This window comes from Paeniglutamicibacter sulfureus (assembly GCF_039535115.1).
GTDB classification, from domain to species: domain Bacteria; phylum Actinomycetota; class Actinomycetes; order Actinomycetales; family Micrococcaceae; genus Paeniglutamicibacter; species Paeniglutamicibacter sulfureus.
This window is the reverse complement of sequence record NZ_BAAAWO010000001.1, coordinates 2,608,334-2,623,452: the sequence shown is the minus strand read 5'-3', so window position 1 is coordinate 2,623,452 and position 15,119 is coordinate 2,608,334. Positions and strand designations below refer to the sequence as shown.

Below are 15,119 nucleotides of genomic sequence, written 5' to 3'. Positions count from 1 at the left end.
GCCATCTTGCCCCGGGACCGGCCGGACCTTCTAATCGTTCACCAAGGCATCCAGTTGCGCCCGTTTCCTGGCACGGTCCTGCAACCCGGCCGCCAGAAGAACCTGGACGATTTTCTCCGGGCCTTCCATCTCCAATAGCGCGTTGATGGCTTTTTGGTGGCCTTCCCCCGCGGTGTAGATGATCTCGTCGATGGCCTCAGGCAAGGTGGGGGAGGAACCGAAGTCGATGGGCCCGTTGGCGATGGCCTCGCGTTGCAGCTGCTCATGGGATTCGGCATGGCGCATGATCGATTCGACCGCGTTGATCTGGTCCTCGTCGCTGATGCCGGTACCCTCGAAGATCTTGTTGATCTGCTCGATCAAGTCCTCGAACGTGCCCAGGGACTTCTCCCGCACCACCCCTGAACCGGCGGCCGTGAGTCCCTTGAGGCCCTTGCCTTCCCCGTCCACGAGTTTGAGGTCCTGGGCTTCCTGCTTCTTCAGCGCATAGTGGGTGAGTACCACGTCGGTGAGGTCCAGGGAATTGCCTGTGGCCGTGGTTTGCAGGGCCTTGGCCAGCAGCTTGAGGTAGATGGCGAGCTTCTCGATGCGGGTGTTGCCGTAGTCGATGATCTGTGAGAAGAAGTCATAGGCCTTGTTGAAGGACCCTGCGGTCTTGCGGAACTCCTCGAGCTGCTCGAGCTCCAAGGTATTGGCAGTCAGCTTGGCCTGCTTGTGCCGGTCGTGGAAGACGTCGATGGCCGGCTGCAGGTGCGAATACAGGCCGTTGTGGTTGCGCTGGGCCACCCATTTGGCCGCGACCAGGTCCACGTCCTTGTCGTTGTAGATCCCCATCGCATCCAGCTTCATGATCATGTTGTGGATGATGTCCGGGTTGGATTCCTGCTGGATGGAAGCTTCAGCGTAGTAGTCCTTGAACGCCTGCAGGATGGTGCCGGGGTCGTTGGCGAAGTCCAGGACGTAGGTTTTGTCCTTGCCGGGGATCACCCGGTTGAGCCGGGACAGGGTCTGCACCGCGGCGATGCCGGAGAGCTTCTTGTCCACATACATGCCCACCAGCAGGGGCTGGTCGAACCCGGTCTGGAACTTGTTGGCCACCAGCATGATCTGGTACTCGTCCGTGCCGAACGCCTTGGCCATGTTCCGGCCCTTGAGCTCGGGGTTCATGGTGTGCTCGGTGAACCCCTCGGGCCCGGACGCCGTGTCGGTGACCTCACCGGAGAAGGCGACCAATGCCGCCACCTCCGTGTCGTAGCCCTTGAGCTGCAGGTACTGGTCGATGGCGAGTTTGTAGCGAACCGCTTCCTTGCGCGAAGAGGTCACGACCATGGCCTTGGCCCGTCCGGCCAGGTGGTGGGCGACGTTGACGCGGAAGTGTTCCACGATGATCGCGACCTTCTGGGCAATGTTGTGCGGGTGCAACCGCACCCACTGCATCAGCGCCTTGGCGCCTTGGTCGCGGTCCACCTCTACCTCTGCGGCATTCCGGTCGGCCTGGGCGATGCGGGCGGCCATCGTGTACGTGGTGTAATTCTGCAGCACATCGAGGATGAAGCCTTCCTCGATGGCCTGCTTCATCGAATACAGGTCAAAGACCTGCGGCTTCCCGTTCGCGTCCGGGCGGCCGAACAGCTCAATGGTCTTCCCCTTCGGGGTGGCGGTGAAGGCGAAGAAGGACAGGTTCATGGTGGCCCCGGCGCGGGCCGCCATCTCGGCGGCGAGCACATCCTCGGTGCTGATGTCTTCGCCTTCCTCCAACCCGATACTGGTGAGGACCTTCTTGAGCGACTTGGCGGCATCCCCGGACTGGGAGGAGTGGGCCTCGTCGGCGATGACAGCATAGTTGCGCCCCGCCAGGCCCTTGTTCACCCGGATCTCCTCCATGGCGTGCGGGAAGGTCTGCAAGGTGACACCGATGATCTGCCGGCCCTTGAGCAGTGCCTCGGCCAGTTGCTTGGACTTGGACCCCTCGGAGCCGTGGGTGATCGGGGCGAACACCCCGGCGACTGTCTCCAGCTGCTCGATGGCCTTTTGCAGCTGCCCGTCCAGGACGGTGCGGTCGGAAATGACGATTACCCCGTCAAAGAGCTTGGACCCGTCCGCGCGGTGCAGGGAGGAAAGCCGGTAGGCGGTCCACGCGATCGAGTCGGTCTTCCCAGACCCTGCCGAATGCTGGATCAGGTAGTTGTGTCCCGGACCTTCGGCCAGGGCGGTGTTGGTGAGGGCGTTGACGGCGCGCCACTGGTGGTAGCGCGGAAACCGGGTCGAGGCCTTGAAGGACTTCTTCCCGGTGATCGGGTGGGAGTCTTCCTCGAAGCGGTAGTGGATGAACTTCCCCAGCACCGTCAGCCACGCCTCGGGCTCCAGCAGCTCTTCCCAGAAATACGCTGTCGGGGAGGTTCCCTCCCGGTTGGCGTTGCCGGCCCCGTTGTTCTTGCCCGCGTTGAACGGAAGGAACCGGGTGGACGGTCCTTCCAGCTTGGTGGTCATGTGCACTTCCTGGTTGGACACGACGAAGTGCACCAGCGCGCCGCGGCCGTGCGTCAGCAGTGGTTCGCCCTTGGGGTTGCGGTCCTGCTTGTACTGCTTCAGCGCCGCTTCTGCGTCCTGCGTCAGGTCCGTCTTCAGCTCGACCGTGGCCACCGGGATCCCGTTGAGGAAGAACACCAGGTCCAGGGACTTGTTGCCGGTCTTGGAGTAGTGGACCTGGCGCATCACCCGCAACCGGTTGAACCCATAGCGCGTCACCGTGGCAGGGTTGAGCCCGTCGGCGGGCTTGGGTTGGAACATCCGCAACGTCGCCGGGGTCACCCCGAGCGGCTTCTTGATCGCGTTCAGTGTCCCACCGCCATTGAACGGGTCCATGCCCATGACCGAGGCGATCCGGTCCAGCACCCGGAGCTTGGCCTTGACCAGCATCGTCGGATTCAACTCCGGTTTCAAAACCTTCGTCAGCTCCTCGGGTGCGGCGTCCTGAAGCCACCCGAACACGTCCTCCGGGAAGAGCGCCCGTTCCCGGTCGTAGCCCTCATCGCTGGGGGAGTAGAGCCACCCGTGGGCGGCCAAATGCTCACAGATGCTGTTCTCGAACTCGATCTCATTATGCAACGCCAACAGACTCAGCCTCCACTTTGTTGGTTGCCTGGACGCTGGTGCTGCGGACGTCGATCTTCCCCGTCACCGCGGCGCTGATCACAGCGGCACGACGCTCCTTCGATAACGCAATAGACGCACGCGCATCCGCAATGGCTTCATCAATCTCGGAAATTTCTCGGTTCAAATACCCGATTATTCGTTGCTGCTGATCTTTACGGGGAACAACGATCGGGATGGACTTGATATCCGGAATCGGCAAATTCTTGACGGTTGATCCGTTTGCTTCAATATCGATGTATCTGCGGACATGTGGCATGTAGATGTTCCATAATAGGAATCGTGAATCCAGCAATTCAGAAGAGGGCTTCAGCAGCACCATACGTTGACCAAGTGCGTAGTGACCAAGGTTATCTACCAATGCGGCTTCACCCGCCGGTGCCTCACGCGTAAAGAACACGTCCCCTGCTTCTGGAGTGCCTTTTGCCGTCCTCTCTCGGAAAGTGGGTTCATCGATTGTTAGCCCCTTTTCCGGGAAGAGTTCACCGTCCCTGATGCAGCTGGTTCGGATACTAATAAACTTTCCTTCATCACTTTTTTCCGGTGTGGAGTGAAGGCAATCGATGACAGCACTCGTGACGTGGCTAAGCCGCTGGACACTCCATCCCTCTGGCACATCGCCGAGCCAATCCACCCCGCTGTCCTTCATCGGCGCATTAGGGTCAAGGCCTTTGGTGACGGCTTGGGTGATGGTCGTTGTACGTCGCTCAGCCAGAAGCGCGATGAGTTCTTCCTGGTCAGCGATGAATGCATCAATCTCAGCCGTCTCGCGATCCAAGTAGTCGACGATTGCGTATTGTTCGTGCTGTGGAGGGAATGGGACGATCACATTTTTAGCGTCAGCCCAGCGAAAATCTGTCGAGCGTTCTCGGATTCCTTTCGACAGGGACTCGATATAGCCAGTGAGGGCTAAATGCCGTAAAGCTAGTGCGAAGAAACGGGCGTTGACTCCGGGCTTGGGTCTACATACGTTGTAGACCGGTGTTGATTTTCCCCGAGAGTCAGAGACGCCGATTGCTCCAGCAAAGGCGTCCATTGCGTGAATTACGAGATCACCCGATTCGATGCCTTGGTAGCCGATCTGTTTGTCGCCCTCTGTGTACCCTCCGAGGCGACGATTCTTCCGAAGGGTTACTTCACCATCGCGAAAAGCGGTAACAATATCCATGTCCGATGCGATGGGTCGTTTTTGCAGGTCGAATCCAAACTTTAATCGCCGGGCTTCCCAGCCCGTAGGAAGGGCCCCTAGCCAATCAAAACCGCTGTCTTTGTACTCGGGGTATGGCTTTGGACTCATGCCTTGACCTGCTCGAGGCGTGCGCGGATACGTCCCAAGACCGCGTCGAGGTCTGCGTCGATCTCCTCGAGTATCCGTGGTGGGGTGTATTGGTAGAAGTGTCGGGTGAAGGGGATTTCGCAGCCGTCCCTAGTTTTGTCTTCGTCGATCCATGCGTCGGGGACGAAGGGTTTGACTTCGCGGTTGAAGTAGGCGTGAATGTCTTCGTTCCAAGGAACATTTTCGGTGTCGCGCAGATCGGCGTCAACCTCGATGTTGCCCTTGGCACCGGTGCAGACGTCCGCGGTGTCGTCGCGTTTGGAGAGCCCGGAGATAAGTGACTTCAGCTGGGGTGCGGATAGTTCGGTGCCGGTCGCCTTGAGCTGTTTCTTCAGGGCCTTGGTGAATTCGTCCCGGTTCTTCCACAGCAAGGTGACGTTCATGGACTCCAGCGCGGTGGGCAAGCTGGCCAGGGTCTCGGGGGTGAGCTTGCCGAAGGCCTTGGCTGCCAGAGCGGCCTCGATGCGGTCAGGCGTCGTGGCGAAGTTCAGCTTGAGCGGGCGTTCGATGGTGATCGTCCGGTAGAAGAAATCGGTGGTGTCAAAGATCTTCGACTGGTCGGTGGCCGCGAAGTCGCCGTACAGATTTACGATTGCCTTGATGTCGTCGGGGCCGAGTTCGTTGCGCTTGGATCCCAGGCCCTTGCGCATCTTTCGGAACAACTTGGAGCCATCGACCAACTGCATCTTGTTGCGGCGCTCCGGGGCCTTGTCCTTGGAGAGCACCCAAACGTAGGTGCTGATGCCGGTGTTGTAGAACATGTCTGTGGGCAGGGCGATGATCGCTTCGAGGTAGTCGCGTTCCAGGATCCATTTGCGGATGTTGGATTCGCCGGACCCGGCGCCACCGGTGAACAAAGGGGATCCGTTCAGGACAATGGCCGCACGGCCCCCGGCTGAATCCGTGGCTGGTTCGCGCATTTTGTAGATCAGGTGCAGCAGGAAGAGCATTGATCCATCGGAAACGCGGGGCAGGCCTGGGCCGAAGCGGCCGGCGAAGCCCCGCTCGGCGTGTTCCTCGCGGACTGTCTTTTCCTGTTTCTTCCAGTCCACGCCGAAGGGCGGGTTGGACAGGCAGTAGTTGAACGTGGTGCCGGCATGCCCGTCATAGAGCAGGGTGTCGTCGTTGACGATGGCATCCACGGACTGGCCCTTGATGACCATGTCGGCCTTGCAAATCGCATAGGACTGGGCGTTGAGTTCCTGGCCGGCCAGGGTGAGGCGGGCCTTGGGGTTCATGGCGGTGAGGTGGTCCTCGGCAACCGAGAGCATGCCGCCGGTGCCGGCTGTCGGGTCGTACACCGAGCGGACAATGTCGCCGTCGCGCAAGGCAGCATCGTCATTTTCGAATAGCAGGTCGACCATGAGTTCGATGACCTCGCGCGGGGTGAAGTGCTCACCGGCGGTTTCATTGGAGGCTTCGGCGAACTTGCGGATGAGTTCCTCGAAAATGTGCCCCATCTGGGCGTTGGAGACATGTTCGGGGTGCAGGTCAACCTCGGCGAAACGTTGCACCACCAGTAGGAGCAGGTTGTTGTCTTCGAGTTCCTCGATTCGGTCTTCGATCTTGTACTTCACGAAGATGTCCCGCACGTTCTCGGAGAACGCATTGATGTAGGCCAGGAGGTTCTCGCGCAGGTTTTCCGCGTCCCCGATGAGGGTGCCCAGGTCGTAGCGGCTGGTGTTGTAGAAGGAATGCTGGTGCCCGGCCTTGGTCTTCAACAGCACCGGACGGACCGGCATGCCCTTGGCCTGGGCCTCCGCGACAACTTCCAGGACCTTGGGCTTGGTATCGGCCAGGACTGAATCCAGGCGGCGCAGGACGGTGAAGGGAAGGATGAAATCGCCGTACTGGTGAGCTTTGAAGTTGCCCCTCAGCAGGTCGGCGATTCCCCAAATGAATGATGCGTGGTTGCTCAAGTCGTCCCAAATTTCTCATGGATATTCCGCACCGGATCGCCAACGAGGGGACCGATAACTCTTACCCTCTATTCAACCCGAATTGGAGACGATTCGCTTTCACCCACAAAAGCCAGATGCCCTAGTACGATCTCCACGATTTTCACGCTTGCGCTTGTGGCCGACCTAGCCGAGGCACTGCCGACCCAGTTGCTTTCGCTGGTGGCATCCACTCGCGTTGACTGAGACAAGAAACGAGCGCTTCGTAGCCTTGCTGGCAGACAGGCCATCCGTTTCCACGGCCAGCGGTGCAGTGCCGCCCGGAAACTCCGAAGCGTGAGGCATTGGATTATTCCGATATTATCATGTTAAAACAATGGAGGAATTATTATGGCATCCACTTATGGATTTAGGGCCTATGTTGTCGAGGCATACCCCAACATGTTCAAAGACAACAAGCCACTGCTATCGCATAGTTCTTCCAATGTACGGGCCAGAATTGTGAGTTTGCTGGAGGCGGTCCACTCCATGTCAACCCAAGAGTTTAAGCCAAAGGAATCCACGGATGGTGAACCCCGGCAGCCGACGGCCACTTTGACGGTGGGTGACCCGGCCATCCTTAGAGACGATTTTATTCACTTGGTTGTTGAAGCCGGAATTGTCGGAAGCCACACCCATGCAACCAAGATTGGGGAGACCCCTCAGGAGCTCTCCGATCGTTCAGCGGAAGCCGCTCACATGTTTGCATTCCTATTTTCCCAACGGGATGACTCCAAATTTGTGGTGATAGCGCAAACCATCAACGGACGCGATCCCATGCGCCGGCTTATTAGCCTTCTTCATAGGACCGGCATCGAACTGAGAAATCATAAATTGGCCCAAGACAAGGCAGAGCGTGCGGCGGCGCGTGAAGCCAAAATGACCGTTCCCAAAGTCAATAAACGTGTACGACTTGCATTCAAATGGCGCCAGGCAAGCGATAGTCAATACCTGCAGGAGATCTTGGGGTCAGCAAAATCTGTCTCGGCGGTATTCAAGGGCCATAGGTCTTCTAGCAGGGGCGGCGCAGACGTGATTAGCCGAACGCTCACTATTTCACTTCGAGAGACACAACAAAACGAGGCTGGGGGCACCATCGCCAAGTTGTGGGAGAGGCGCCAGCGTGCCGGGGAGGCGATTACTAAGGGTGACGGAGTGTCGGAGCTAGCTGCTGTACTTGAGCAACAGGAATTAGTTTATGAAGGAGAGGCTGACCACTATGACGATGCCTCTCTCCGTGTGGTCGCTGAGAACGGAGCCCGAGCAACGATCGCCGTCGATTCGCTGCGGGAGATATTTACGTACCCAGTTCACGAGGGCTCACCGTCACCGTGGTATTTCTACACGAAGGTGTCGGAAAGGCTGCCTGCAATTGCACGTGAAGCTGATGTTCAGATTGCCAATATCAACCCGACGGAGGTTAAGGATTGGCTAGCCGATTAAACCCGATGCAACTGATTCGTGGCGTTCGTGAAGGGCTGCGGCATCGGGAGGAAAATGCTGCCGCTGAGAAGCCAGACTGGACGACACGTATCGTACTGCTGTCCATTCCAATTCTGGTTGCTGGTGGAATGATCTGGTTTGGGCTTGGGGTGCAATCTCCCGACCAACTACTTGCGGGTGCTGCTTTACTGGCAGGTGCCCTTCTCACCGGTTTTTCGCAGGTAGCCGCATGGCGTGAACGCATACTTATGAGAGACGAGCAAGCTCGAACGCGGGCTCTTGACGAAGCAGCTGCACACATTCTCCTAAGTTTGGTTGCTGGAGTTGCTATTACAGTCCTCGTCGTGTCCTTGGTTGTGATACCAAGCGAGGACATTCCAGCATGGGTGGAACAAATCCGAGTGGTGCTCGGGGCGATTTCCGTGGCAGTCCTCAGTTACGTAGGACTCACGCTCCTTATCGTGGCTAATCTGCTATGGGACGCGTTCCAGTTCGAGAAGCAAGATGCGGAACGGGAGAATCTGGAAGATCTTCCGAATGAGGACTAATCAGCAGGCCATCCCGGTAGCTGTATGGATTGGTCGGAACTCGACAGGGCGTTCTCCAAGTACGGAATGTAGCGACGTCGATTCAGAGCCGAAACGGATTCTGCCTTCAGCTGTTTAGATGAAACTGTGTCGCAGCAAAGGATCCTTTGATGCCAATGCGGGGACTTCGATCCCTTGAGGGAAAAGAGACTGTGAATCGCAACGGTAAGTGGCGTGTTTTTCGCGGCGCTTAGTGGCCGATGAGTAGGGCTCGCCGTGCAGTGTCGACAATCTCGGGGGTGAGTCCGGCGAGGGCGTTGACCGTTTGGACGCGTTCGATCTGGGTGGTCAGCCGGTCGACGAGGCGGAAGTTGCCGCCGGTGATGCGGACGATGGTCGCGATGGCTGTTGCGTGTGCGAGACCGCCATCGGCTTCGTCGTTCCCTCGCGGGAAACGTCGGGTCAAAACTGCGGTGAGTTCCTCGGGGGTGAGTTGGCAGTATTCGTGCGCGAAGCCGATGCGGCTATAGAGCTGCGGGTAGCGGGCCAGGCGCTTTTCGATCCCCGGCATTCCGATGAGTATGACGCCCATGGTGTGCCGATCGAAATAGTCGCGGACCTGTTCGAGGCCGGCGGTCTTGAGGCGGTCGGCCTCGTCGATGATGAGCAGTTCGGTGCGGCCGCTGGAGCGTGACTCGCGGTGGATGAAGGGATCCACGACGCCGTGTTCGGCGTAGTCGAGAGCATAGGAAATCTGTTGGCAGACGCGCGGGAGCCCTTGGTCAATTTCCCGGACGCTTGCCGAGACCGTGGGGGTGAAGAATGCGGTGCGGGATTCGAGCACGCGTTCAGGTACGGGATCGAGGTGCTCGGGGAAGGGCATCTGCCATTGTTCCCAATCGTCGGCGCCGGCGTAGTGCCGGGCCGAAAGGGTTTTGCCGACCCCAGGCGATCCCCAGCACAGACCGATGTAGCGGTGGGCGCGGACGGCGTCTGCGAATTCGGTGAAGCGGCGGTGTTCTCGCGTGAGCTGGAATGGCGGCCTCGGGTGCTGCGGCGGCGGGCCGAGGTTCATCTCGCCAGTGTCCGCGGAAAGAAAGCGCCGGCCGTCATCTCCCGGGCCGAGGACGCTATGGGTGCGATCAGTCGGTTTCATAGAGGCGCAATCGGTGTCGTGGCGGGACTTCTTCGATGGTGTCCTGTTTCGCGTCCGTATCTGTATCCGCAGCTGTTCGCGGGACATAGCGGGCATCGGAGGGCAGGGCATCGGCGAGGCTGCGGCGTTGCCGCAATTGTTTTTTGAGGTTTCGTCGTTGTTGCGACCGAGCGGCTTGCAGTTCCTTGAACGAGACGGAGTCCGCTGCCAGCTCGGGTGCGATCGCGCGGCAGAGAAACGCATCGTTGAAGTAGACGCGGATTTCCCCGACGTCGCGGGGATTGAACCGCACGGTGACGTGTTCGCCGACGTAGGCGGCGAGGATGGGTGAGACGTACCGGGTGGCGGCGAACTTGATGCCGTCGCGTTGCACCTTCCGGGTCGCAGTCGCAGTGAGCAAGAGCAAGTCGAGGTCCTCGGGGTGCGCCGGTGCGCGCGGGATGAAACCGGAAGCTCCCCAGCGCTGCACGGGGACCTCGTGCGTCTGGGAATGGGGGCGGCAGTTGTATTCGGTGACGATGAACTGCTCCAGGATCCCATCGAGCTGTTCCAGGGTGAGCGCGGGGGTGGTGACAGGGGCGCCGCGGGTCCCGTGCGGGATGTGGCCGGGCAGGTGGGGCAGGAGCTCGGTGGTGATGGTCCCGTAGAAGCGCTCGATCTTCCCGCGCCCCTGCGGGACGCCGACCCTGGAGTGGATAAGACGGATGTGGGTGTCCAGGCAGACTTGGTTGAGGCGTTCGGAGGTGAAATCAGACCCGTGGTCGCTGTAGAGCACCTCGGGCAAGCCATAGATCGGCCAGGTTGGGTTGGTCTTGGTGTTGACGGCCTGGTGCAGGGCCAGCGCGGTTTGTTCCGCCGACGGGGCCCCGGTGAAGAGGGTGTATCCGGCAACGGCGCGGGAATAGTCATCCAACACGACCGTGAGCCACGGCCGCACCGCGGTCCCTTTCCTGCCCAGGACCATGATGTCCAGCAGTGTATGGTCGGCCTGCCACTGCTCGTTGGGGCGGGCAGTGGCGCGGCGGAACACCAACTCGAAGCGATCCCGGTACGCGGCATCCCCTTCTTGCGCAAGCGTGCGAAGTCCCGGGGCGATGGCACCGATGATCGCACGAACACTGGAGTAACTCGGCGGACTGAGTCCGCGGTCGGCCGCGATGTCGCCCACGCGGCGGTGGATGTAGGCGGCGGTGGGTTCGGGGCGCTGAAGGGCCAGTGCCTCGATGGCCTCGATGAGTTCGGCCCGGATCCGCCGGCGCCCGTGATCGGTACGGCGGGTACGCTGCAAACCCCTGGATGTTGGGTCGGCGCGATACTTCGCGGACCAGCGCGCCAGTGTCCGCAGCGGCACCCCCGACTCGGCGGCGATGCGAGTCCAAGGGGCGCCGCCATCATGTTGGCCCAGCAAGGCGAGTTTCTCCGAAACGCTTCGCGGGGCCATCATCGATCACATGCTCTTGATCGAGCCGGCGTCTTGTCCGAGGTGGCGGTAGAGCGTCGCCCGGCTCCACCCGACCAGGCGTGCCGCGTCCTCGGCGGTGCGTCCCCTCAACCGGGCATCCTTCGCGATCGCGAGCTTGTCGGCGATCACCGCAGGGTCCGAGAGCGGCCGGCCGAAACGAGTGCCGCCTTTCCGTGCGGCGGCGATCCCGGCATTGACGCGCTCCACGATCAGCTCGCGCTCATACTCGGCCAGGGAGGCCAGCAGGTTCAGCATCATGCGCCCGGTCGAGGTGGCCGGGTCGATCCCGTCGGAAATGGAGCGGACATTCACGCCGCGTTCACGCAACAGGTTCACGGTGTTCAGCACATCGACCAGGGACCGGCCGAGCCGGTCGACCCGCCAGACCACCACGGTGTCCCCGGCCTCGGCATACTCCAAGAGCTTCTTCATTCCCGGTCGCTCGATCGCGGACCTGCTTCCGGAGGTGACGTCGGCAAACACGTCCCGCTTTTGCACCCCGTCCTTGAGAAGCGCGTCGAGCTGCAACTGCGCATCCTGGCTCGAAGTGCTCACCCGCGTGTATCCCAAATGTCTCACCTGGCCATTTTGGCTCAAAAACCCCTGGATGCCAACCGCGTAAGACGTTTTACGGTAAGACGACTTTCTGGGGCAAATCGCCTCCCGGGACTTCAAGGAGGCCGATCGTCAAAATAGGCGCGGTTCTGGTGTCTCGAAAAGCTTTAGCTTTTCAAGACATTCAAACGCGTCTATTTCGTTCAGGAACCCTCACACGGCTTCCGCGAGGCGGATTGTCTCGGAACTGTGGGCGAGCTCAGCATGGCCATGCGCCGGGTTATCCCCGAGGGGTCCCTTCTGAGCGGAAGTGGACCTGGACCTGGACCTGGACGAGCCCCACACTGTCCGGCCTCTAATGACCAACGAAATCCGTGAGGATCCGATCAACTAGAGCAGGGACTTGAGGAAGGCGGCGTCCTGGGGGTCGAGCATGCCGGCGAAGCGGGTGAGGCAGCGCCGGCGGTCGTTGGTCTCTCCCAGCGTGCGCACCATGTGCGCGGCGGAGAACTGGCACCCGGTGAGCGTGGCACGGTAGGACCATACGCCGCCGATGAGTTCGCGTTCCGCCAGCGCCTTGTCCACCAGGTGGCCCAAGACGGTGGCGACGGTCGTGTATGCGGGTTTCTGGCCTCCCGGCGCCGTGAGCTCCTGCACCATGCCCCGCGTGGTGTGTGCCTGGCGGGTCTTCCAAAGCACGTCCAAAACACGCCGTTCCAGTGCCCCTACTGGGGGCGCCTCCCGGAGCTTGAAGGGTAGTTCGCCGGTGTCTTCAATGGAGGTCGTCATGAATCCATCCTTTCCCGCTCAGCGGCCTGGCGACCGGGTATCGCGCATTGCTGCTGCCCAGACAGTCGGAACACCAGTGCAAGAACAGTCAGCACCATGGCCAGTGCCGCCAGCCAAGGCTGCAACGGCGCGAAATAGGTCATGGCTCCGGAATATCCCAGCGCCAACAGGGCGATCTTGTTGCAGACCGGGCAGCCGATCGCGAACCAGGCCAGTAGACCGCCGGCCATCCCCCAGCGGGAGGTGCGGTCGGTTGGTTCCGCGGTCCCTGGGGTTGCCGGGGCCGCTGGCCGGATGTAGCTGGCGGCCAGCAGGCCGGTCAGGACGGAGGTGGCCAACCAGACGGGGTAGTTCCACGGCACCGGCGGGATGTCCCGGCTGAAGACGTCGTTGGGGATTAGCACCGTGGCGAAACCCAGCAGCAGCGCCATGGCCAGTGCCGAGGCCACTGCCACCGCCCATTGCCGGGAACCCCACCAGCGCAACGCCGCGCCGGCCAGCGGCAGGCGGCGGCGGAAATCGATCAGCAAGCGTTGCGTGCGGCTCATTGTTCCTCCGTGTGCTTGATGTGTGATCCGTCCCGAGAGCGTCCCCGCTTGCCCTTCGGACCGCTTGTCTACTATAAAGAATAGTAGACCTACTATGCAGCATAGTAGCCAATCGAGCCGAAGGCAGCGAAACCGTGCAGCAAATCCCCGAGAACCGCAAGCCCGCACCGGAGCGGGGGGACAAGCCTGGAACACGGCGCAAGGTTCCGTGGCTGTGGGTCGCACCCATTCCCGTGGCCCTGGCCATCGGCCTGCTCATCGGCGCGCAGCTGCCCGTCGGTGACCGGGCGCCGGGCCCGGAAGCGTCGTCCGCCGCAGTCCAAAATCCCGGCTCACAGACCCCCGGGCAGGACACCGACCCACCGGCACCCGCATTTCCCGATGTGGCGCGACTGGAGGCACAGGATCCCACTGCGCTGGGTGATGTGGATGCCCCGGTGGTCATGGTCGCCTTCACCGACTTCCAGTGCCCATACTGCGCGAAGTGGACGGAGGGCACCCTGCCCGAACTGATCACCAAGTACGTCGACCAGGGGAAGTTGCGCATTGAATGGCGTGACCTTGACCTGTTCGGCGACGCCTCCCTGACCGCCGCTCACGCCGCACAGGCCGCGGCCATGCAGGGAAGCTACGTGCCCTTCCATACGCGCATGGCCGAAGGCGGCACCATCGCCCCCGGATCCGCCTACAGCGCGAAGAGCCTCAGGGCCACCGCCGAGGACCTGGGCCTGGACGGGGAGCAGTTCCTGGCCGACATGGACAGCAAACAGGCCAAGGATGCGGTGAAGCGCAACCTAGACGAGGCCCAGGAGCTGGCCGTCATGAGCACCCCGGTATTCCTGATCAACCAGATGCCGTTCGTCGGCGCGCAGCCCCTGGAGAACTTCGTGGCCGCCATTGACGCCGAATTGCAGCAGGCCGAAGCAGGCCAGCAGTAGTGGAAGCCGGACTGGTCTTCGCCTTTGCCGGCGGTGTGCTCGGACTCTTCAGCCCGTGCAACGCCATGCTGCTGCCCGCGTTCTTCGCCCATGCCGCGACCTCCGGGCACCGGCTGCGGGTACTGGGGATCGCGTTCCTAGCCGGCATGCTGGCCACGCTGGTCCCATTGGGCCTGGGCATCGGATGGCTCGGCGGCGTCCTGGTCATCGACCGCCGCCTCCTGCTGGTCGCTGCCGCCTGGGTCATCGTCGCCCTGGGACTCATCCAGATCTTGGGCGGCGGCTTCGACCTGTCCCGCCTGCTACCCTTGCGTACCCGGCGCCGACGCGCCGCGGCAGGCTCGCCGTGGGGGGCGGTGTTGCTTGGGACGGTGGCCGGCGTTGCGGGGTTCTGCACCGGACCGGTGCTGGGGGCAATCCTGACCCTCATCCTGGCCAACGGCAGCGCACTGGGCGGGGGCATGCTGCTGGCCAGCTACGCGCTGGGTATGGTGCTGCCGGTGCTCGGCGTGGCCGCGGCCATGCGCCGCGCCGGCACCTTCCGAACCGGATGGCTGCGCGGACGCACCGTGACTGTGGGCCGGTTCCGCTTCCACACCAACGCGCTGCTGGCAGGAACCGTAACAATCACCGTCGGGATCCTCATGCTCACCACCGGGGGGCTACTCACCATGCCCGACCTGCTCTCCGCTGGCCTGATGGACCGGATCTCCGACGCGGCGTCCCGGATCGATGCCGTGCTCCCGGACTGGGCATGGCCTTCCATGCTGGGAGCGCTGCTATTGGCCTGGTGGATCGGGCTTGTACGCCGAACCCTGCGCACCAAGGACGCGGCCGTGGCCCCTGAATCACTCGAGGAGGCAATCCTTGGGGATAATACCGGGGTTCCCGCGAAGGCCCGACCATGACCTGGCGGTTGCTGCTGCACCTAGCCGGACCGGGCACCGAACCATTCCCGGATGTGGCCACGGCCCTGCAGGTGGCCCGCAATGCGCACGAACGGATGTCCGACACCATCGTGGAAGTCATCGTGCAGGGCCCGTCGGTGTCCCAGTTGGCCGCGGACGGGAAGCACGCCCCCGACATTGCGGCCCTACACGGCATCCCCGGCATTTGCATTACCGCATGCGCGAACAGTCTGCATGCAGCCGGATTGGCCCCGGATGCGCTGGTCGAGGGTGTCGCGGTCGTCCCCGCGGCCATCGCGCATCTGGCCCAACGCCAGCACGACGGCGCTGCATATGTCCGCCTCTGACCCGAGCTTGGCGCACTGCT

At 61.6% G+C, this 15,119-nt stretch carries 13 protein-coding genes; 5 read left to right on the top strand and 8 right to left on the bottom strand.

Annotated elements, in window-relative coordinates; genetic code table 11:
• Positions 1-30 precede the first annotated feature (30 nt).
• From ABD687_RS11980 to ABD687_RS11970, 3 genes are read right to left on the bottom strand one after another with little or no spacing between them, the layout of a single operon-like run.
• On the bottom strand, positions 31-3,114 hold the full coding sequence (locus ABD687_RS11980) for a type I restriction endonuclease subunit R (protein WP_310290914.1): 3,084 nt from the start codon (positions 3,112-3,114) through the stop codon (positions 31-33).
• Positions 3,101-4,450 carry a restriction endonuclease subunit S gene (locus ABD687_RS11975; RefSeq protein ID WP_310290916.1) on the bottom strand — a complete coding sequence of 450 codons (1,350 nt, stop codon included), beginning with the start codon at positions 4,448-4,450 and terminating at the stop codon, positions 3,101-3,103. The genes ABD687_RS11980 and ABD687_RS11975 overlap by 14 nt, the downstream gene beginning before the upstream one ends.
• Positions 4,447-6,408 carry a type I restriction-modification system subunit M gene (locus ABD687_RS11970; RefSeq protein WP_310290919.1) on the bottom strand — a complete coding sequence of 654 codons (1,962 nt, stop codon included), beginning with the start codon at positions 6,406-6,408 and terminating at the stop codon, positions 4,447-4,449. The genes ABD687_RS11975 and ABD687_RS11970 overlap by 4 nt, the downstream gene beginning before the upstream one ends.
• A 369-nt stretch (positions 6,409-6,777) precedes the next feature.
• Here ABD687_RS11970 and ABD687_RS11965 point away from each other — a divergent pair, with 369 nt between their 5' ends.
• Both ABD687_RS11965 and ABD687_RS11960 read left to right on the top strand, forming a co-directional pair.
• Positions 6,778-7,869, top strand: coding sequence for a hypothetical protein (locus ABD687_RS11965; protein WP_310290921.1), 1,092 nt, complete (start codon positions 6,778-6,780; stop codon positions 7,867-7,869).
• A 5-nt stretch (positions 7,870-7,874) separates the two neighbouring features.
• The gene (locus ABD687_RS11960) at positions 7,875-8,417 is read left to right on the top strand and encodes a hypothetical protein (RefSeq protein WP_310290923.1); all 543 of its coding nucleotides are present in this window, start codon (positions 7,875-7,877) and stop codon (positions 8,415-8,417) included.
• Between the two features lie 229 nt (positions 8,418-8,646).
• Here the strand turns inward: ABD687_RS11960 and ABD687_RS11955 are convergent, their stop codons facing one another.
• The 5 genes from ABD687_RS11955 to ABD687_RS11935 all read right to left on the bottom strand — a co-directional run bounded on the left by ABD687_RS11955 (position 8,647) and on the right by ABD687_RS11935 (position 12,906).
• Positions 8,647-9,552, bottom strand: a complete 906-nt coding sequence (locus ABD687_RS11955; protein WP_310290925.1) for an AAA family ATPase — start codon at positions 9,550-9,552, stop codon at positions 8,647-8,649.
• Positions 9,539-10,996: a Mu transposase C-terminal domain-containing protein gene (locus ABD687_RS11950; protein WP_176704954.1), complete on the bottom strand. Its 1,458-nt coding sequence runs from the start codon at positions 10,994-10,996 to the stop codon at positions 9,539-9,541. The genes ABD687_RS11955 and ABD687_RS11950 overlap by 14 nt, the downstream gene beginning before the upstream one ends.
• A 3-nt stretch (positions 10,997-10,999) precedes the next feature.
• Positions 11,000-11,593 (bottom strand): recombinase family protein, encoded by a 594-nt coding sequence (locus tag ABD687_RS11945; protein ID WP_176704955.1) that lies wholly within the window; start codon positions 11,591-11,593, stop codon positions 11,000-11,002.
• A gap of 366 nt (positions 11,594-11,959) precedes the next feature.
• Positions 11,960-12,358, bottom strand: a complete 399-nt coding sequence (locus tag ABD687_RS11940) for a BlaI/MecI/CopY family transcriptional regulator (protein ID WP_310290929.1) — start codon at positions 12,356-12,358, stop codon at positions 11,960-11,962.
• Positions 12,355-12,906: a hypothetical protein gene (locus ABD687_RS11935; protein WP_007273053.1), complete on the bottom strand. Its 552-nt coding sequence runs from the start codon at positions 12,904-12,906 to the stop codon at positions 12,355-12,357. The genes ABD687_RS11940 and ABD687_RS11935 overlap by 4 nt, the downstream gene beginning before the upstream one ends.
• A 134-nt stretch (positions 12,907-13,040) precedes the next feature.
• Between ABD687_RS11935 and ABD687_RS11930 the strand changes: the two genes are divergently transcribed.
• From ABD687_RS11930 to ABD687_RS11920, 3 genes are read left to right on the top strand one after another with little or no spacing between them, the layout of a single operon-like run.
• Positions 13,041-13,844: a DsbA family protein gene (locus ABD687_RS11930; protein WP_007273054.1), complete on the top strand. Its 804-nt coding sequence runs from the start codon at positions 13,041-13,043 to the stop codon at positions 13,842-13,844.
• Positions 13,844-14,752 (top strand): cytochrome c biogenesis CcdA family protein, encoded by a 909-nt coding sequence (locus ABD687_RS11925; protein ID WP_007273055.1) that lies wholly within the window; start codon positions 13,844-13,846, stop codon positions 14,750-14,752. The genes ABD687_RS11930 and ABD687_RS11925 overlap by 1 nt, the downstream gene beginning before the upstream one ends.
• A complete protein-coding gene (locus tag ABD687_RS11920) occupies positions 14,749-15,099 on the top strand; it encodes a DsrE family protein (RefSeq protein WP_007273056.1) in 351 nt (116 codons plus the stop codon). Before ABD687_RS11925 ends, ABD687_RS11920 begins: the two co-directional genes overlap by 4 nt.
• The last annotated feature ends 20 nt before the right edge of the window (positions 15,100-15,119 follow it).